The 18,168-nt window shown below is 53.3% G+C and carries 17 protein-coding genes and 2 tRNA genes; 12 read left to right on the top strand and 7 right to left on the bottom strand.

The features are described 5' to 3' along the window. Positions 1-62: 62 nt before the first annotated feature. The 5 genes from ACR8BF_RS08695 (at position 63) to xthA (ending at position 2,743) form a co-directional block, all read left to right on the top strand. Complete coding sequence (locus ACR8BF_RS08695; protein ID WP_179895602.1) at positions 63-518, top strand: YchJ family protein; 456 nt, start codon at positions 63-65, stop codon at positions 516-518. 54 nt (positions 519-572) lie between these two features. Then, positions 573-1,421: a formyltetrahydrofolate deformylase gene (purU, locus tag ACR8BF_RS08690; protein ID WP_179895601.1), complete on the top strand. Its 849-nt coding sequence runs from the start codon at positions 573-575 to the stop codon at positions 1,419-1,421. A gap of 144 nt (positions 1,422-1,565) precedes the next feature. Further along, positions 1,566-1,650, top strand: a tRNA-Tyr gene (locus tag ACR8BF_RS08685). Between the two features lie 40 nt (positions 1,651-1,690). Beyond that, positions 1,691-1,775 (top strand) — tRNA-Tyr (locus tag ACR8BF_RS08680). Positions 1,776-1,936: 161 nt separating this feature from the next. Then, on the top strand, positions 1,937-2,743 hold the full coding sequence (gene xthA / locus ACR8BF_RS08675; protein WP_179895600.1) for an exodeoxyribonuclease III: 807 nt from the start codon (positions 1,937-1,939) through the stop codon (positions 2,741-2,743). A 33-nt stretch (positions 2,744-2,776) separates the two neighbouring features. Here xthA and ACR8BF_RS08670 read toward each other — a convergent pair whose 3' ends face one another. The 3 genes from ACR8BF_RS08670 to ACR8BF_RS08660 all read right to left on the bottom strand — a co-directional run bounded on the left by ACR8BF_RS08670 (position 2,777) and on the right by ACR8BF_RS08660 (position 5,746). After that, entirely contained in the window at positions 2,777-3,088 is a 312-nt protein-coding gene (locus tag ACR8BF_RS08670; RefSeq protein ID WP_179895599.1) for a DUF1496 domain-containing protein, read from the bottom strand. Next, positions 3,085-5,001: a DNA topoisomerase III gene (locus ACR8BF_RS08665; RefSeq protein ID WP_434745870.1), complete on the bottom strand. Its 1,917-nt coding sequence runs from the start codon at positions 4,999-5,001 to the stop codon at positions 3,085-3,087. Before ACR8BF_RS08665 ends, ACR8BF_RS08670 begins: the two co-directional genes overlap by 4 nt. Positions 5,002-5,194: 193 nt before the next feature. Then, complete coding sequence (locus ACR8BF_RS08660; RefSeq protein ID WP_179895591.1) at positions 5,195-5,746, bottom strand: NAD(P)H nitroreductase; 552 nt, start codon at positions 5,744-5,746, stop codon at positions 5,195-5,197. A gap of 173 nt (positions 5,747-5,919) precedes the next feature. Here ACR8BF_RS08660 and sppA point away from each other — a divergent pair, with 173 nt between their 5' ends. From sppA to pncA, 3 genes are all read left to right on the top strand, one after another. Further along, entirely contained in the window at positions 5,920-7,782 is a 1,863-nt protein-coding gene (gene sppA, locus ACR8BF_RS08655; RefSeq protein ID WP_434745869.1) for a signal peptide peptidase SppA, read from the top strand. Between the two features lie 85 nt (positions 7,783-7,867). Then, positions 7,868-8,881 (top strand): asparaginase, encoded by a 1,014-nt coding sequence (gene ansA / locus ACR8BF_RS08650; protein WP_179895589.1) that lies wholly within the window; start codon positions 7,868-7,870, stop codon positions 8,879-8,881. Between the two features lie 16 nt (positions 8,882-8,897). Beyond that, the gene (gene pncA / locus ACR8BF_RS08645) at positions 8,898-9,506 is read left to right on the top strand and encodes a bifunctional nicotinamidase/pyrazinamidase (RefSeq protein ID WP_434745868.1); all 609 of its coding nucleotides are present in this window, start codon (positions 8,898-8,900) and stop codon (positions 9,504-9,506) included. A 37-nt stretch (positions 9,507-9,543) separates the two neighbouring features. On the opposite strand, the gene ACR8BF_RS08640 is transcribed toward pncA, so the two are convergent. Beyond that, positions 9,544-9,825, bottom strand: a complete 282-nt coding sequence (locus ACR8BF_RS08640; protein ID WP_090960457.1) for a YeaC family protein — start codon at positions 9,823-9,825, stop codon at positions 9,544-9,546. 5 nt (positions 9,826-9,830) lie between these two features. Continuing rightward, a complete protein-coding gene (gene msrB / locus ACR8BF_RS08635; RefSeq protein WP_179895588.1) occupies positions 9,831-10,241 on the bottom strand; it encodes a peptide-methionine (R)-S-oxide reductase MsrB in 411 nt (136 codons plus the stop codon). Positions 10,242-10,583: 342 nt separating this feature from the next. On the opposite strand from msrB, the gene gapA reads away from it, so the two are divergent. Both gapA and ACR8BF_RS08625 read left to right on the top strand, forming a co-directional pair. After that, complete coding sequence (gene gapA, locus ACR8BF_RS08630) at positions 10,584-11,582, top strand: glyceraldehyde-3-phosphate dehydrogenase (RefSeq protein ID WP_003852747.1); 999 nt, start codon at positions 10,584-10,586, stop codon at positions 11,580-11,582. A gap of 73 nt (positions 11,583-11,655) precedes the next feature. Further along, the gene (locus tag ACR8BF_RS08625) at positions 11,656-12,555 is read left to right on the top strand and encodes a D-hexose-6-phosphate mutarotase (RefSeq protein WP_179895587.1); all 900 of its coding nucleotides are present in this window, start codon (positions 11,656-11,658) and stop codon (positions 12,553-12,555) included. Here ACR8BF_RS08625 and ACR8BF_RS08620 read toward each other — a convergent pair. Together ACR8BF_RS08620 and ACR8BF_RS08615 are read right to left on the bottom strand one after the other, a co-directional pair. Further along, positions 12,552-13,403, bottom strand: a complete 852-nt coding sequence (locus ACR8BF_RS08620) for an aldo/keto reductase (protein WP_292992340.1) — start codon at positions 13,401-13,403, stop codon at positions 12,552-12,554. The two genes, ACR8BF_RS08625 and ACR8BF_RS08620, sit on opposite strands and share 4 nt — an antisense overlap. Before the next feature lie 81 nt (positions 13,404-13,484). After that, positions 13,485-14,234 carry a MipA/OmpV family protein gene (locus ACR8BF_RS08615; RefSeq protein ID WP_179895585.1) on the bottom strand — a complete coding sequence of 250 codons (750 nt, stop codon included), beginning with the start codon at positions 14,232-14,234 and terminating at the stop codon, positions 13,485-13,487. 419 nt (positions 14,235-14,653) lie between these two features. Here ACR8BF_RS08615 and yeaG point away from each other — a divergent pair, with 419 nt between their 5' ends. Then, positions 14,654-16,588 carry a protein kinase YeaG gene (gene yeaG / locus ACR8BF_RS08610; protein WP_434745867.1) on the top strand — a complete coding sequence of 645 codons (1,935 nt, stop codon included), beginning with the start codon at positions 14,654-14,656 and terminating at the stop codon, positions 16,586-16,588. Between the two features lie 89 nt (positions 16,589-16,677). After that, a complete protein-coding gene (locus ACR8BF_RS08605; protein ID WP_003852738.1) occupies positions 16,678-17,952 on the top strand; it encodes a YeaH/YhbH family protein in 1,275 nt (424 codons plus the stop codon). The last annotated feature ends 216 nt before the right edge of the window (positions 17,953-18,168 follow it).

Below are 18,168 nucleotides of genomic sequence, written 5' to 3'. Positions count from 1 at the left end.
CAACGTGGGGTCAGCTAACATAGCGCGCCTGTGAAATCGACTCATCAATCCCTGGAGATAGTGTGTCAGAAACCTGCCCATGTTGTAGCGGAGAGCAGTATAGCGTATGTTGCGAGCCCTTTCTGCAGGGCAACCAGATTCCTGTTACAGCTGAACAACTTATGCGATCCCGCTATTGCGCTTATGTTCAGCAAAATGCGGAATATCTGGTTGCGACCTGGCATCCTGAGAAACGTCATCCGGAGCTGTCAGGGCTTTTATCTGAAAGTTTTCCCGATACCGTTTGGCTTAGCCTGAATGTAACCCGTTGTAATCATGGAAGCCATGAGAACGAAGCTTTCGTCACTTTTTTTGCGCGATATCGCGAGAAAACCAACATTCACTCTATTCATGAGTGTTCACGCTTTCTTCGCGAGGATCAACGCTGGTACTATGTTGACGGTACAAAACCGCCCGTGGGGCGTAACGATCCCTGCCCGTGCGGCAGTGGAAAAAAATTCAAAAAATGTTGTGGTTAAGCTGACAGCTGCCCCAGCGGTTTACTCCTAAAGCTTTGACAGGACTCGATTGAGATGCAAGCGCAAACCATGCAAAGAAAAGTTTTACGAACCATTTGTCCCGATGCAAAAGGTCTGATCGCCAAAATCACCAATATTTGTTACAAGCACGAACTCAATATCGTGCAGAACAATGAGTTTGTTGATCATCGCACCGGGCGTTTTTTCATGCGCACCGAACTGGAAGGAATTTTCAACGATAATACGCTGCTCGCCGATCTCGACAGCGCTTTGCCAAAGGGATCAGTGCGTGAACTGCACAGCGCTGGTCGTCGTCGCGTGGTGATTCTGGTCACCAAAGAAGCGCACTGTCTGGGCGACCTGTTGATGAAGAGCGCGTTTGGTGGCCTGGATATGGAAATCGCGGCAGTCGTCGGTAACCATGACACTTTACGTTCGCTGGTTGAGCGTTTCGACATTCCATTTGTGCTGGTGAGTCACGAGGGGCTGACACGGGAAGAGCATGATAATCGCATGGTGGAAGAGATTGACCGCTATCAGCCCGACTACGTGGTGCTGGCGAAATATATGCGCGTTCTGACACCGGCTTTTGTGCAGCGTTATCCGAACCAGATTATCAATATTCACCACTCATTCCTGCCCGCCTTTATCGGTGCCCGCCCTTATCATCAGGCTTATGAACGCGGTGTGAAGATCATCGGTGCCACCGCGCACTATGTGAATGACAATCTCGATGAAGGCCCCATCATCATGCAGGATGTGATCAACGTCGATCACAGCTACACCGCTGATGAGATGATGCGCGCCGGTCGCGACGTAGAAAAAAATGTCCTGAGCAACGCACTCTACAAGGTGCTGGGGCAACGCGTGTTCGTTTACGGCAACCGCACGATTATTCTTTAATCAACCCGTGAGCTGAATTGTCTGCAGATTCAGCGCTACGCGTAAAAAGTGGGCAAACAGTTATGGTTTTGCCAGTGGGCGCTTTACACCCCTATCGCATTTGGTATGATGCGCCCCGCTTTAAGAGAGAAAGATTCAGGCCATGGTGGGATTCCCGAGCGGCCAAAGGGAGCAGACTGTAAATCTGCCGTCACAGACTTCGAAGGTTCGAATCCTTCTCCCACCACCATCTGAATCTGAATCATCTTAAGCCACTTCAATATATCCCTGGTGGGATTCCCGAGCGGCCAAAGGGAGCAGACTGTAAATCTGCCGTCACAGACTTCGAAGGTTCGAATCCTTCTCCCACCACCATTTTGCATATCACACACATCCCAAAACAATACCTGAGCTTCCTGCTCTGCCAGACAATCCTCTTTATCTAATTCGCACCATCATCCCCTGTTCTGTCATGACTTTATGCATAAAAATCGCTACCATCTCCGGCTATCACTTGCTGAACAATGGTCGATCTCATGAAATTTGTTTCATTTAACATCAATGGTTTGCGTGCCCGCCCGCATCAGCTTCAGGCGCTTGTCGAAGAGCATCAGCCCGATGTTATCGGTCTGCAGGAAACCAAGGTACATGACGACATGTTCCCGCTGGAAGAGGTGGCAAAGCTGGGCTATCACGTCTTCTTTCATGGTCAGAAAGGCCATTATGGCGTGGCGTTGCTAACTAAAGCTGAGCCAGTGTCAGTGAGCCGGGGTTTTCCGGGTGATGATGAAGAATCCCAGCGCCGCCTTATCATCGCGGAAATCCCCAGCCCGATCGGTGACATTACTGTAATCAATGGCTATTTCCCGCAGGGCGAAAGTCGCGACCACCCCACCAAGTTTCCGGCGAAAGAGAAGTTCTATCGCGACCTGCAGCGTCTGCTGACTGAGGACCTGCCTGCCGATAAACCGGTTCTGATTATGGGCGACATGAATATCAGCAGTACCGATTCGGATATTGGCATTGGCGAAGATAGCCGCAAGCGCTGGCTGCGCACCGGCAAATGCTCCTTCCTGCCGGAAGAGCGCGAGTGGATGGATCGCCTGCTGAGCTGGGGACTGGTTGATACCTGGCGTGAGCAGAATCCGGACGTGGCGGACCGTTTCTCGTGGTTTGATTATCGTTCGAAAGGGTTTGATGATAATCGCGGTTTACGTATCGATCTGGTGCTGGCAAGCAAAAACCTGGCATCGCACTGCATCGAAACCGGCATTGATTATGCTATCAGGAGCATGGAAAAACCTTCTGACCATGCGCCTGTCTGGTCAACCTTCCGCTTTTAAGTGACGGTCGCGTGGCAGAGCGCCACGCGACACTTATTTCACTATCTTCCAGATGAGGTTGTTGGTGCCAATGGAGTGTTCATCACGGGTGCATTGCAGTAACACGCCCTCTGATTTCACCACCGCACCTTCCGTGTAGTTGCGGTTCTCGAAGATACAGCAGCGAAGGCAGTCTGGCTGCCGTCTCTCAGACTGCGACCAGGCTTCTGGCGGAATATCCACCACCACATCGGTGTTGCCACCATTATTACCCTGCGGTGGCATCGACTGATAATGACTGTTGGCCTGCACTGCGCTGGTCGCCAGCGTCAGGGCGACGACCAGTAATACTGAATAACGCCTCATTCCGTCTCCTTCACTTTACGTCTGGTTTTGCGCACCGGACGTTTCTGGCCGGTGGACGGTAATCCCCGAAAGGCATGCACCGCAGGCTGCTGTCGCGCCTGCTGGATAATTCCGGTTAAGGTCTGCACCAGCGGCTGCATGAACTCATCATAGCGACAGGCCTTTTCGCTGATACGCGTCAATGTTGATTCCCACTGCGCGGTCATATCCGGGCGGGCTGCCAGTTCGGGTAAAGAGTGAATTAAGGCACGTCCAGCATCAGTCGAATTGATGTAACGTCCCTTCTTCACCAGGAAGCCACGACGAAACAGTAATTCGATAATGCCGGCGCGTGTGGCTTCCGTTCCTAAACCATCGGTCGCACGCAGCACTTTCTTTAATTCTTTATCCTGAACGAAACGGGCAATACCGGTCATGGCGGAAAGAATGGTGGCGTCAGTAAACGGCCGTGGCGGCTGGGTCTGCTTCGACAGCACCTCGCCCCGCTCGCACAGAAGCTCATCCCCTTTCGCCACCACCGGCAGCGGCATGCCGTCGTTCTCTTCATCCCGCTCTTTGCTGCCCAACAGTGCGCGCCAGCCCGCCTCTGCGAGGAAGCGTGCTTTAGCCACAAATTTTCCGCCCGCGATATCAAGATCGATGACACATTTGCGGAACACCGAATCCGGGCAGAACTGCATCAGATACTGGCGCGCCACCAGCTCATAAATATTCTGTTCGTTTTCACTGAGCTTAACTGCGCTGGCGCGGGCCGTGGGAATAATGGCGTGGTGGGCATCCACTTTTTTATCATCCCAGCAGCGGTTTCTGCGATCGACATCGAAATCGGCCGGTGGGGTCAGCTGTGACTGATGCGCCTGTATCGCCTTTAACACCGCATGACGCCCGGCAAAATGCTCTTCAGGCAGATAGCGGCTGTCCGAACGGGGATAGGTAATCAGCTTGTGGGTTTCATAGAGCCGCTGGCAGGTATCCAGCACCGTCTGTGCACTGAGTCCGTAGCGTTTAGCGGCCTCAATCTGCAGACTGGAGAGGGAGAATGGCAGCGGAGCTACTTCATTTTCGCGCTTATCGCTGTAGGCACTGACGATCGCGGGCTGGCCGGTAATGCGCGCCACCACATGATCGGCCAGCGCGCGTTTAAGCAGACGGCCCTCTTCATCCTGCCAGGGCTCACAGGCTTCGCTGGGGATCCAGCTGGCGATAAACCGGGTGCCGTCAGGCGTTAAAATATGCGCCTTCACTTCGAAGTAATCTTTCGGCACGAAGTTTTCAATCTCTTCATCGCGCCGGACCACCAGCCCCAGCACCGGCGTCTGCACCCGGCCAACCGACAGCACGCCGTCATATCCCGCGTTACGTCCCAGCAGCGTCCAGGCGCGAGTCATATTGATGCCATAGAGCCAGTCCGCACGAGCACGGGCCAGTGCAGAGACGCACAGCGGGATAAATTCGCGATTTTCACGCAGCCGGTTTATGGCCCGATCCACCGCCTGAGGGTTGAGATCGTTGATCAGACAGCGCTGCACTTTTTTGCGTTTCTCAGCGGGCAGATTCAGGTAATCAAGTACCTCATCCACCAGCAACTGCCCTTCCCGATCCGGGTCTCCTGCATGCACCACTTCGTTCGCCTGCGCCAGTAAACCCTCAACCACTTTCAGCTGCTTCGCAACTGACGGCCGGGGTTTAAGCTGCCACTTTTCCGGAATGATCGGCAGATCGGCCAGCGACCAGCGCGCATAACGGCTGTCATAACTGTCGGGTTGCGCCTGCTCCAGAAGATGGCCTACGCACCAGGTGACGATCTGATCGTTGCCGCAGGCAATGAATCCATCACCACGTCGATGCGGTTTCGGCAGCACATCCGCGATAGCACGCCCAAGGCTCGGTTTTTCCGCAATAAACAAACGCATTGAATCAGGACATCCTTAACATCAGGTGAAAACAGTGATAACCGGTTGTTCGCTGTCGGTTTGAATCTCGCGGGCTATGTTAGCCTGGCTGGCCTTCTGGCGTAAGCGTGACGCGCTGTGTTAGCGATCGTTCGCACAGGAACCGTGCAAAAGGCAGGGCTGAAAAGCACCCTGCCGGAAACGGACAGGCAGATCAGAAGTAACGGACGAAAGGCGCTGTGTCAGGCGGGAGCACTGTGGTGCTGGATTTCAGTTGCGGGGTACCCAGATAGAGGAAGCCGACGATGGCATCCTGCTCGCGGCAGCCAAAGCCCTGGCGAACCTGCTCGTCTTCGGTCCACGCACCGCTGCGCCAGATGCCGTTGTAGCCCTGCGCCACGGCCGCCATCTGCATTGCCATCACGGCACAGCTGGCCGAGGCGATCTGTTCCCAGCGCGGCACTTTATGGTGCTCTTCACAGTGAGCCACCACAGTGATGATCATCGGCGCACGAAACGGGGCCTGACTCGCTTTGTTGATCGCCTTTTCATCCAGCTGATTATCACGGGCTGCCTGCTCCAGCAGCTGACTCATCCGCTCGCGGCCTTCGTTTTCAACAATGATAAACCGCCACGGTTGCAGTGTGCCGTGATCCGGGGCGCGCATGCCCGCCCGCAGGATATTTTCCAGTGCATCACCCGCAGGCGCAGGCTCTGTCAGACGTGAGGCCGAACGGCGATTGACCAGTAATTCCAGTGCGTCCATGTTTCTCTCCCAATCTCACTTATGTTGCAGTTATCCTGGCACAGGCAGATTTTTTGTAACAGTGCGCAGTGATTTCCTGCTGACTTTTAACACGCCGCTCTTTAGGATGAGCTCGTCGGGGAAGTCTGGTCCGCGCGGCGGCCACTTCCTGCTACATATTTATGGAGAGTCTGATGCGCACATTGTGGCGAATAATTGCAGGTCTGTTCCGCTGGAGCTGGCGGGTACTGAATTTTATCAGGGAATTTATTCTGAATATTTTCCTGATTTTATTGATTGTGGTGGGTGTAGGGATCTGGTTGCAGGTCAGCGGATCGGGCGGCAGTTCAGCGCCGATTCAGCAAGGCGCATTGAAAGTCGATCTCAGCGGCGTACTGGTGGATAAACCCTCAGTCAGCAACCGTCTGAGTAAAATCGGCCGCCAGTTGCTGGGAGCCAGTAGTGACCGTTTACAGGAAAACTCACTGTTTGATGTGGTTGACGCCATTCGCCAGGCAAAAGGGGATAGCAACATCAAAGGTATGGTGCTCGACTTACGTGAATTTGCCGGTGGCGATCAGCCTTCTCTGCAATACGTAGGCAAAGCGCTGCGTGAATTCCGTGACAGCGGCAAGCCGATTTATGCGCTGGGCGACAGCTACAGCCAGGCTCAGTATTACCTTGCCAGCTACGCTACCAAAATCTATCTGTCGCCGCAGGGCACCGTCGATCTCCATGGTTTCGCCACCAACGGGCTCTATTACAAAACCCTGCTGGAAAAGCTGAAAGTGACCTCACACGTTTTCCGTGTGGGTACCTATAAATCAGCAGTTGAGCCGTTCCTGCGTGATGACATGTCCCCCGCGGCTCGGGATGCTGACAGCCGCTGGGTCGGTCAGCTGTGGCAGAACTACCTGAACACCGTGGCAGCTAATCGGCAGATTACGCCGGAACAACTCTTCCCTGGCGCGGCGGCCATCATTGCCGGATTAAACGCGGTGAAAGGCGATACCGCGCAATATGCGCTGGATAACAAGCTGGTCGATGCGCTGGGTTCCCGAGCGGCGGCTGATGAAGAGCTGGTAAAAACCTTTGGCCTGGATAAGCAGAGCAACGATTATCGCAGCGTCAGCATTTATGACTACAGCGTGAAACAGGCCTCCTCGCAGCAGGATGGCAATATCGCCGTGGTCATGGCCAGCGGTGCCATCATGGATGGCGAAGAAACGCCGGGCAACGTTGGTGGCGACACCACTGCGGCTCAGATCCGCGATGCGCGTCTCGACCCGAAAATCAAAGCGATCATTCTGCGGGTGAACAGCCCGGGTGGCAGCGTGACGGCTTCGGAAGCGATTCGTGAAGAGCTTGCGGCGGCTCAGACAGCCGGCAAGCCGATTGTGGTATCTATGGGCGGTATGGCGGCATCAGGTGGTTACTGGATTTCTACGCCAGCCAGCTACATTGTCGCGAACCCGAGCACGCTGACCGGCTCGATTGGTATCTTTGGCGTGATCAATACGCTGGAGAACAGTCTGGACAGCATTGGCGTGCACACAGATGGTGTCGCGACCTCCCCGCTGGCGGATATCTCTACCACCAAAGCGTTGCCAACCGAAGTTCAGCAGATGATGCAGCTGACCATTGAAAATGGCTACCACAACTTTGTGGGTCTGGTAGCGAAGTCACGTCACAAAACGCCTGAGCAGATTGATGCCATTGCGCAGGGCCACGTCTGGACCGGCAGCGATGCCAAAGCCAACGGTCTGGTTGATGCGCTGGGTGACTTTGATGATGCCGTGAAGAAAGCAGGTGAACTGGCGAAAGTCAGTAAACCCATGCTGAGCTGGTATCAGGATGACCCGAGCTTCCTGGATATGATGCTGAGCCAGATGAACGCCTCTGTGCAGGCCGTACTGCCGGATACGCTGAAAGCCTGGCTGCCCGCACCGATGCTGGATGTAATGAGTGCCATAAAAGCCCAGCCCGGTTTGTTCGACAAACAGAACGATCCTCAAAACCGTTACGCCTTCTGCCTGAATTGTGGCGAAGTGCGATAAACCGCTCAGCCCGGCCTCTGGTCGGGCTGCTTTTCCCCGCTATTCCCCTTATACTGCGCGTTTTATGGCAAGTCTGAGTTCTCTAATGCAAAAGAAAAACATCTACGTAGCCTACACTGGCGGGACGATCGGTATGCAGCGCTCGGCGCAGGGCTATATTCCGGTCTCCGGACATCTGCAAGAGCAGCTGGCCAACATGCCCGAGTTCCACCGCCCCGAGATGCCTGATTTCACCATTCATGAATATCAGCCGCTGATCGACTCTTCCGACATGACCCCGGAAGACTGGCAGTCTATTGCCGAAGATATCCGTAAAAACTACGATCGCTACGATGGTTTTGTGATTCTGCATGGCACTGACACCATGGCGTTTACCGCCTCCGCGCTCTCCTTCATGCTGGAAAATCTGGCCAAACCGGTGATCGTGACCGGGTCGCAGATTCCACTGGCAGAGCTGCGCTCAGATGGTCAGCAAAACCTGTTAAATTCACTCTATGTGGCGGCCAATTATCCGATCAGCGAAGTGGCACTGTTTTTCAATAACACCCTCTATCGCGGTAACCGTACCACCAAGGCCCATGCCGACGGTTTCAACGCCTTTGCTTCGCCAAACCTTTCCGCGCTGCTGGAAGCGGGCATTCATATTCGCCGTCTCAATACGCCTCCTGCCCCGTCTGGCCAGGGCGAACTGAAGGTCCACACCATTACGCCTCAGCCTATTGGCGTGGTAACCATCTATCCGGGAATCTCAGCAGACGTGGTGCGTAACTTCCTGCGTCAGCCAGTGAAAGCCCTGATCCTGCGTTCCTATGGTGTGGGTAACGCTCCACAGAACAAGGAATTCCTGGCTGAACTCCAGCAGGCCAGTCAGCGCGGCATCGTGGTGGTGAATCTTACCCAGTGTATTTCTGGCAAGGTGAATATGGGCGGATATGCCACCGGCAATGCGCTGGAAGAGGCTGGCGTGATCAGTGGATTTGACCTGACAGTGGAAGCCGCGTTGACCAAGCTACACTTTTTACTCAGCCAGGATCTCTCTGCCGATCAAATCCGCGCAAAGATGCAGCAGAACCTGCGTGGCGAACTGACCGAAGACTGAAACGGAGCAACATGTAATGAAGCGGGCACTCATCATTATTGATATCCAGAACGATTTTTGCCCCGGCGGCCCGATGGCAGTCCATGAGGGCGACCACACGGTTGAGGTGGCAAATCGTTACGCGCGACTGTTTCATGAAAACGGGGAATGCGTACTGGCTCTGCAGGACTGGCACCCTGCCGATCACGGCAGCTTTGCCTCAGTTTCCGGCGAACCGGTCTACACGCTGGGCGAATTAAATGGTCTGGCGCAGATCTGGTGGCCCGATCACGGCATTCAGGGTTCGACGGGCGCGGACTTCCATCCCGGCCTGGATCGTTCCCTGTTTGATGCGACCTTCCATAAAGGCGAAGATCAGGATGTCGACAGCTATAGCGCCTTTTTTGACAATGGTCATCGCCGTAAAACCGAGCTGGACAGCTGGCTGCGTGAGCGCGGCATTACCCATCTGGTGATGCTGGGCCTGGCGACGGACTACTGCGTGAAATATAGCGTTTTGGATGCGCTGGAGCTGGGGTATCACGTTGAGGTGGTGAAAGAGGGTTGCCGCGGCGTGAATCTGAATCCTGAGGACAGTGAGATCGCCTTTGCACAAATGACCGCTCAGGGCGCGATTCTGATTTAAATATTGAGCTGGCATTACGCCAGCTTATTTAATGCAATCAGTGCAGATGGATGCGGGTGACATCCGGATCGATGCCGAATTCGTCTTTCAGCTCTTTTTTCGACTTCATTACCATCTCGCCACCTTTGGCAATGGTCATATGCTGTGGCGCGTCATTGTGCCTCGCCTGCCACATCATCACCAGCTGCAGGCAGTTGTCGCGCTGCTCCTGAGTCAGTGCCACGCCATCCGGCCATTTTCCAATTTCGACTGCCGTCGCCAGTCGCTGATAGACTTCAGGCGTCATCGACGCAAGCATTGCTTCAAGTTGTTCCTTCATCGCCGTTACCCTTTGGTCTGTTCGCCCTGCTCGTCGGTAAAATTCAGCGAGGCGGAGTTAACACAGTAGCGTTCGCCGGTGGGTTGCGGGCCATCGGGGAAAACATGCCCCAGATGCGCATCGCAACTGCCACAGCGGATCTCAACACGTTGCATGCCGTGTGAATCATCTTCGATGTAGCGAATCGCATCGTCACTGACCGGCTGATAAAAGCTGGGCCAGCCACAGCCAGAATCATATTTGGTTTCTGAGAGAAAAAGTGGCGCCTCACAAACCAGGCAGTGGTAGATCCCTTCCTGCTTGTTGTGCAGCAGTGCGCCGCTGTAAGGCGGTTCCGTTCCGCGCTGCTGTGTCACATAACGCTGCATTTCTGTCAGCTCGGCGATTTTTGCGTCGGGTGCGGTGTCTTTAGCCATTTTTAGGATTCCGGGGAAGTGCCATTCTGTAAAATTCGACTATTATTCTAACAAATGATCAACATTACCGGGTCTTATTTTGTGCTCACCCTTTCATGCCGTCAATCGCAAAGCGTATTTGTGACTTTGATCACCTTTTATCCCGGGCATCCCTATATATTCGGCGATTGATTCGGCGAAACGCGGTACCCCTGGCGGCGCGCAAGCGGTTGCGCATCGAATTATTCCTTGCAGGCGAATTGACCTGTCGCAACAATTGACACGATTCCGCTTGACGCCTGGTAAGGTTTTTGTAATTTTACAGGCAACCTTTTATTCACTAACCAATAGCTGGTGGAATATATGACTATCAAAGTAGGTATCAATGGTTTCGGCCGTATCGGTCGCATCGTTTTCCGTGCTGCTCAAAAGCGTTCTGACATCGAAATCGTTGCTATCAACGATCTGCTGGACGCGGATTACATGGCGTACATGCTGAAGTATGACTCTACTCACGGTCGTTTTGACGGCACCGTAGAAGTTCAGGATGGCGCACTGGTGGTTAACGGTAAAAAAATCCGTGTGACTGCTGAACGTGATCCGGCGAACCTGAAGTGGGATGAAGTGGGCGTTGACGTCGTTGCTGAAGCAACCGGTATCTTCCTGACGGACGAAACCGCACGTAAACACATCACCGCTGGTGCTAAGAAAGTCGTTCTGACCGGTCCATCTAAAGATGACACCCCAATGTTTGTTCGTGGTGCAAACTTCGACAAATATGATGGTCAGGATATCGTTTCTAACGCTTCCTGTACTACCAACTGCCTGGCACCGCTGGCTAAAGTCATCAACGACAAGTTCGGCATCGTTGAAGGTCTGATGACCACAGTTCACGCGACCACTGCAACCCAGAAAACCGTTGATGGTCCGTCTCACAAAGACTGGCGCGGCGGCCGCGGCGCATCGCAGAACATTATTCCTTCATCAACTGGCGCAGCGAAGGCCGTTGGTAAAGTTCTGCCAGAGCTGAACGGCAAACTGACCGGTATGGCATTCCGCGTCCCTACCCCTAACGTTTCCGTTGTTGACCTGACCGTGCGTCTGGAAAAAGCGGCTTCTTACAAAGAAATCTGTGCTGCAATCAAAGCGGCTGCAGAAGGTGAGATGAAAGACGTTCTGGGCTACGTTGAAGATGATGTGGTTTCTACCGACTTCAATGGCGAAATCCTGACTTCAGTGTTTGACGCTAAAGCCGGTATCGCGCTGAACGACAACTTTGTGAAACTGGTTTCCTGGTACGATAACGAAACTGGCTACTCAAACAAAGTTCTCGACCTGATTGCGCTGGTTTCTGCTAAATAAGGCAGCCAGACATCATTGAGAATAAGGGCGACTTCGGTCGCCCTTTTTTTATACACACAGGAAGGAATTGAACATGCAAGATAAGCTGTTTTCTCTGCCGGTGGTGAATCAGATCTCCCCTTACCTCTCTCAGCGTCAGGTGGGTGAACTCCCGGCCATTGTCATCAGTCATCCTAAGGTGCGGGCAGCAGTCACCCTGCAGGGCGCGCACCTGATTGCCTGGCAGCCGAGCGGAGAAAAGCCCGTGCTCTGGCTAAGCAATAAGAGTCTCTTCTCACCGGGCAAAGCGATTCGCGGCGGCGTACCCATCTGCTGGCCATGGTTTGGCCCGGCGGGTGATCCGGCGCATGGTTTTGCCCGTGTTCAGCCGTGGAAGCTGACTGCGCATGATGAGAATGAAGAGGGCGTGATGCTGACGCTGGTGCTGGAGAGCAACGCACAGACGCTGAAACTCTGGCCGCATGAGTTTACTCTGATTGCCCGTTTCCGCCTGGGCCAGCATTGCGAGATCGAGCTGGAAGCCTATGGCGACTATGAAGCCACGGCAGCGCTGCATAGCTACTTCACCGTCAACAATATCAACGGTGTTGAGGTTTCCGGTCTGGGCAACAGCTATATCGACAAAGTGAATAATGGCGAGGTTGCCAGCAGCGACGGCAAGCAACGTTATCCTGGACGCATCGACCGTATCTTTACCGCTGCAGAAGACTGCTCAGTTATCAATGATACGACGGGTGAACGGCAAATTGAGGTTTATCACCATCATCATAGTGACGTTGTCACGTGGAACCCGGGTGTGGAACTTTCCTGTAGCATGTCAGATATGGCGAATGAAGGTTACAGGACAATGGTGTGTGTAGAGACGGCGCGTATCAGCAAACCGTTACGCAGCGCCGGCGAAAAACCAGCACGACTGGCCACGACGTTCCGCCTGAAGAAGAAAGCCGCAGCCAGCGACAAGGTCAACGGCTAAACGATATCCAGCGGTGACTTATGCTGTGGTGCTGGCCAGGCACGATCGATGAGCTGCAAATCCTCATTGGTCAGTTCTACCTCCAGCGCCGCAGCATTTTCCTGAACGTGAACCACAGAACTGGCTTTGGGAATGGCAATCACACCTGGCTGACGAATCACCCAGGCCAGCAGCAGTTGCGCCACGCTGATGCCCTTTTGCAGTGCAATCTGAGTCAGCAACGAATCGGTAAAGAGTGAGTCACGTAACCGTCCCGCCTGTGCCAGTGGGCAATAGGCCATAAGCGGCATCTCACGCTGCTGACAGGCCGGAAGCAGATCAAATTCAATGCCGCGTGATGCCAGATGATAGAGCACCTGATTGGTCGCGCACTGATTCCCTTCCGGTTCATCCCACAGTTCTGCCATATCGTCTGTGTCAAAATTCGAGACGCCCCAGTGACGGATCTTGCCCTGCTGCTGCAGGCGTTCCATGGCGCGCAGGGTCTCTTCCAGCGGGACATTGCCGCGCCAGTGCAACAGGTAGAGGTCAAGATAATCGGTCTGCAGGCGGCGCAGGCTGCGCTCACAGGCTTCGATGGCATCCACTTCGCCTGCATTCCATGGATAGACTTTTGACACCAGCAGAGCCTTGTCGCGACGCCCCAGCAGTGCCTGCCCAACCACCTCTTCGGCTCCGCCATCCGCATACATTTCGGCGGTATCGATTAGCGTCAAGCCACACTCAAGGCCCGCCTGCAATGCGGCGATTTCGCCGGTACGCTGTGCGAGGTTTTCGCCCATATACCAGGTACCCTGACCAATCACGGGCAGGTTTTGATGTCCGGCAAAGTTAATCGTGTTACGCATTGTGCTCTCCCGCCCCATTTCAGGGCCCCGAAAAAGAACAGAGGGCATCAGATGCCCCCTTTAGATGCAAATGAAGCGTTATCAGAAGGTATAACTCACCCCCGTCCAGATTAACGCCTGTCCGCTTTTATCGATCATCGGGCTATCTTTGATTTCGCTGTCGAAGCTGATGTAACGCCCCGTCAGGCTCGCATTCCACTCTGGCGAAATCTGATAGCTGGCATTCAGTTCGACATAAGGTGACCAGCTGTCATCTGGCTTATAACGGCTGATGCCGGTACGGGCGCTCTCATGCGCTGAGACACCATAGTAATAACGGTTTTGATTGGCGCTGTTCCAGACCGCACCAATGCCCGGGGTCAGGCTGAAGTCACCCATCTGGAAACGATAAAGGTAAGTCAGGTCCCACATCATTCCGTTGCTATTGTTCAGCACATCACCCAAAAGTGAAGTGCGGACAATACCCCAGTCAGCAGTATGACGATAAGTTGCACCACCCATCAGCGTCATGCGGCGTTTATCCAGCCCTTTCATGTCGCCCAGATCGTTGTCACCCGGTTTGTACTCCTGCGGTGAACCCAGCAGCGTCAAGGACAGTTGATTCTGGGGATCTTTCCACAGGTAGTAACCACCCTGCAGGCTGTGGAACCAGAAGTCTTCACCCTCATAATTGATCACCGGGAACGGGATATAGCGGTCCTGACCACCGCGGTACGGTGACTCAGCGTAGATTACCGACGCGCCCAGAGAAAGCGGTGCGGCAATAGCCTGTGAGGTAAGTAAATAACAAGGCAGAAGTGCAACAAGCGTCTTAAATTTGAATTGGTTCACAATTTATTCATTCCATAAATATAACAATCAAACAGGAAGTCTAACGTTTTTTTACGGCTGGATTAACTTATATCGAATTACTTTAAGTCATGCAGCGATGAAAGTGGCATCAAAGGTTAAAAACGCGTTAAGTTAAACTATCACCAGCGCCACCCATCTCATTACAAACTCATTATGCTGTTGATCTCACCCTCATTTACCTAAACCCGTGGAGGACATTTCCTGGAAGCCATCTACAGTTAGAAGTAACAGCAGAGTTTTTGACAGAGCAGAGTAACCACAAAAGTTGTGTATCCCGATAAAAAAGATCAGGTTGGCATAAGGGTTGCTGTACTCAACAGAGAATATCTTCCGGGAGCTGCTACAAGTCTCTAATTACGCTCCTTACCTGTGCTAAAAACGAAAGGACGGGCATCGCTATGAATATATTCGATCACTATCGTCAGCGTTATGAAGCTGCCAAGGACGAAGAGTTCACACTGCAGGAATTTCTTGCCATCTGTAAGCAGGATCGCAGTGCATACGCCAACGCTGCAGAGCGACTGTTAATGGCTATCGGAGAGCCAGTAATGGTCGACACTGCTCAGGAGCCACGCCTTTCCAGAATATTTTCCAACCGTGTGATGGGACGCTATCCGGCGTTCGAGGAGTTTTACGGCATGGAGGAAGCGATTGAACAGATCGTCTCCTACCTGAAACATGCCGCCCAGGGACTGGAAGAGAAGAAACAGATCCTCTATTTGCTGGGCCCGGTAGGTGGCGGTAAATCATCACTGGCGGAACGGCTTAAGTCGCTGATGCAGCGGGTGCCTATTTATGTGCTCAGTGCCGACGGTGAACGCAGCCCGGTGAATGACCATCCTCTTTGCCTTTTTAATCCGCAGGAAGATGCGCACATTCTTGAAAAAGAGTATGGCGTACCGCGCCGTTACCTCGGCACGGTCATGTCGCCGTGGGCCGCTAAACGTCTGCACGATTTTGGTGGCGATATTTCACGTTTTAAAGTCGTTAAAGTCTGGCCGTCGATTCTGGAACAGCTGGCGATCGCCAAAACTGAACCGGGTGATGAGAACAACCAGGATATCTCTGCGCTGGTGGGTAAAGTCGATATCCGTAAGCTTGAAAACCACGCGCAAAACGATCCCGATGCCTACGGCTACTCTGGCGCACTCTGCCGCGCGAACCAGGGCATTATGGAATTCGTTGAGATGTTTAAAGCGCCAATCAAGGTGCTGCACCCGTTACTGACAGCAACGCAGGAAGGGAACTATAACGGCACCGAAGGAATCTCGGCACTGCCGTTTAACGGCATAATTCTGGCGCACTCCAACGAATCAGAGTGGGTGACGTTCCGTAATAACAAGAATAATGAGGCGTTCCTTGACCGTGTTTACATCGTCAAGGTGCCCTACTGCCTGCGGGTCTCTGAAGAGATCAAAATCTACGACAAGTTACTTAATCACAGTGAGCTGGCTACCTCGCCCTGCGCACCTGGCACGCTGGAAACACTGGCACGCTTCTCTATCCTGTCTCGCCTGAAAGATCCTGAGAACTCCAGCATCTACTCCAAAATGCGGGTGTACGATGGTGAGAGCCTGAAAGATACCGACCCAAAAGCGAAGTCCTGGCAGGAGTATCACGACTATGCCGGTGTGGATGAGGGGATGAACGGTCTCTCGACCCGCTTTGCGTTTAAAATCCTGTCGCGGGTGTTTAACTTCGACCATGCCGAAGTGGCGGCTAACCCGGTTCACCTGTTCTACGTGCTGGAGCAGCAGATTGAGCGCGAGCAGTTCCCGCAGGATCAGGCAGAGAAATACCTTGAGCACCTCAAAGGCTATCTGATTCCGAAATATGCCGAGTTTATCGGCAAAGAGATTCAGACCGCCTATCTGGAATCCTATTCCGAGTATGGTCAAAACATCTTTGACCGCTATGTGACCTATGCAGATTTCTGGATTCAGGATCAGGAGTATCGCGATCCCGACACCGGACAGCTGTTCGACCGTGAATCGCTCAACGCGGAACTGGAGAAAATCGAGAAGCCTGCTGGCATCAGCAACCCAAAAGATTTCCGTAACGAAATCGTTAACTTCGTGCTGCGCGCCCGGGCACACAATAACGGTCGTAATCCCAACTGGACCAGTTACGAGAAATTACGCACTGTCATTGAGAAGAAAATGTTCTCGAATACGGAAGAGTTGCTGCCGGTCATCTCGTTTAACACCAAGACCTCTACCGATGAGCAGAAAAAGCATGATGATTTTGTCGATCGCATGATGGAAAAAGGCTATACCCGCAAACAGGTCCGCCTGCTATGTGAATGGTATCTGCGTGTGCGTAAATCGTCCTGATAAGTGTCTGTAAGCTTGCCGGTAAGTGATACCGGTGTGACAGGGTCGGGTTCGCCCGGCCTGCTTACAATGTAGTTTGGGGGAATACCATGGCCTATTTCATCGATCGCCGGCTTAACGGTAAAAACAAAAGCGCGGTCAACCGCCAGCGCTTTTTACGCCGTTATAAGTCGCAAATTAAGCAGTCGATCTCCGAGGCCATCAACAAACGCTCGGTGACCGACGTAAGCAGCGGTGAGTCAGTCTCTATCCCGATTGACGATATCAATGAGCCAATTTTCCATCAGGGACGCGGCGGGAATCGCCATCGGGTCCATCCGGGCAACGACCATTTTGTGCAGAATGACCGGGTTGAGCGGCCTCAGGGTGGCGGTGGCGGCGGCAGTGGTCAGGGCAATGCCAGTCAGGATGGTGAAGGACAGGATGAGTTTGTCTTTCAAATCTCGAAAGATGAGTATCTTGACCTGCTGTTTGAAGATCTCGCCCTGCCTAACCTGCGCCGCAACCAGCATCGTCAGCTCAATGAATACAAGACTCACCGTGCCGGTTTCACCTCCAATGGCGTACCGGCCAATATCAGCGTCGTGCGTTCACTGCAAAACTCGCTGGCGCGTCGTACGGCAATGACGGCGGGTAAACGTCGCATGCTGCACGAACTGGAAGAGACGCTGCAGGAGATTGAGAAAACTGAACCGGCTCAGTTGCTTGAGGAGGAGCGGCTGCGCAAAGAGATCGCCGAGCTGCGGGCGCGCATCGAGCGCGTTCCGTTTATCGATACCTTCGACCTGCGCTACAAAAACTTTGAGAAACGCCCGGAGCCTTCCAGCCAGGCGGTGATGTTCTGTCTGATGGATGTCTCCGGTTCGATGGATCAGGCCACCAAGGATATGGCGAAACGCTTCTATATCCTGCTCTATCTGTTCCTGAGCCGCACCTACAAGAATGTCGATGTGGTCTATATCCGTCATCACACCCAGGCCAAAGAGGTGGATGAACAGGAATTCTTCTACTCTCAGGAGACCGGCGGCACGATTGTTTCCAGTGCGCTGAAACTGATGGATGAGGTGGTGAAAGAGCGGTATGACCCGGCGCAGTGGAATATTTACGCGGCGCAGGCCTCGGATGGCGATAACTGGGCTGACGATTCTCCGCTCTGTCATGAGATTCTGGCGAAGCATATTCTGCCGGTAGTGCGTTATTACAGTTATATCGAGATTACCCGCCGTGCGCATCAGACGCTGTGGCGTGAGTATGAGCATCTGCAGGCGACATTCGATAACTTTGCCATTGAACATATCCGTGAGCCCGAAGATATCTATCCGGTGTTCCGGTCGCTGTTTCATAAACAGGCAACGGAAGCCTGACGCACCACTCAGCGAGTCTGTTCTCATCAATTTTATATGCGGTACCGTCTGAGCCGGCTAATCACCGGCTTTTTTATCACCCGAATAACATGCTAAAACGGCCTGTTTTCTTCCACTTGTCTGCCAACCCCCTCATTCTTCACATTAATCTGATTCCTTATCCTGTTAAGCAATTCGTATAATGAACATTTTCACAATGACAACTCCTTGATAAAA

The organism is Candidatus Pantoea rara (genome assembly GCF_051136265.1).
In the GTDB taxonomy this organism is placed as follows: Bacteria; Pseudomonadota; Gammaproteobacteria; order Enterobacterales; family Enterobacteriaceae; genus Pantoea; species Pantoea rara.
The sequence above is the reverse complement of the archived record's forward strand: the minus strand, read 5'-3'. Positions and strand labels throughout refer to the sequence as shown.

Excerpts from the sequence above, each read along its gene's own strand:
- purU (WP_179895601.1), top strand. The coding sequence starts at position 573 with ATGCAAGCGCAAACCATGCAAAGAAAAGTTTTACGAACCATTTGTCCC.
- xthA (WP_179895600.1), top strand. The coding sequence starts at position 1,937 with ATGAAATTTGTTTCATTTAACATCAATGGTTTGCGTGCCCGCCCGCAT.
- ACR8BF_RS08670 (WP_179895599.1), bottom strand. The coding sequence starts at position 3,088 with ATGAGGCGTTATTCAGTATTACTGGTCGTCGCCCTGACGCTGGCGACC.
- ACR8BF_RS08665 (WP_434745870.1), bottom strand. The coding sequence starts at position 5,001 with ATGCGTTTGTTTATTGCGGAAAAACCGAGCCTTGGGCGTGCTATCGCG.
- ACR8BF_RS08660 (WP_179895591.1), bottom strand. The coding sequence starts at position 5,746 with ATGGACGCACTGGAATTACTGGTCAATCGCCGTTCGGCCTCACGTCTG.
- sppA (WP_434745869.1), top strand. The coding sequence starts at position 5,920 with ATGCGCACATTGTGGCGAATAATTGCAGGTCTGTTCCGCTGGAGCTGG.
- ansA (WP_179895589.1), top strand. The coding sequence starts at position 7,868 with ATGCAAAAGAAAAACATCTACGTAGCCTACACTGGCGGGACGATCGGT.
- pncA (WP_434745868.1), top strand. The coding sequence starts at position 8,898 with ATGAAGCGGGCACTCATCATTATTGATATCCAGAACGATTTTTGCCCC.
- ACR8BF_RS08640 (WP_090960457.1), bottom strand. The coding sequence starts at position 9,825 with ATGAAGGAACAACTTGAAGCAATGCTTGCGTCGATGACGCCTGAAGTC.
- msrB (WP_179895588.1), bottom strand. The coding sequence starts at position 10,241 with ATGGCTAAAGACACCGCACCCGACGCAAAAATCGCCGAGCTGACAGAA.
- gapA (WP_003852747.1), top strand. The coding sequence starts at position 10,584 with ATGACTATCAAAGTAGGTATCAATGGTTTCGGCCGTATCGGTCGCATC.
- ACR8BF_RS08625 (WP_179895587.1), top strand. The coding sequence starts at position 11,656 with ATGCAAGATAAGCTGTTTTCTCTGCCGGTGGTGAATCAGATCTCCCCT.
- ACR8BF_RS08620 (WP_292992340.1), bottom strand. The coding sequence starts at position 13,403 with ATGCGTAACACGATTAACTTTGCCGGACATCAAAACCTGCCCGTGATT.
- yeaG (WP_434745867.1), top strand. The coding sequence starts at position 14,654 with ATGAATATATTCGATCACTATCGTCAGCGTTATGAAGCTGCCAAGGAC.
- ACR8BF_RS08605 (WP_003852738.1), top strand. The coding sequence starts at position 16,678 with ATGGCCTATTTCATCGATCGCCGGCTTAACGGTAAAAACAAAAGCGCG.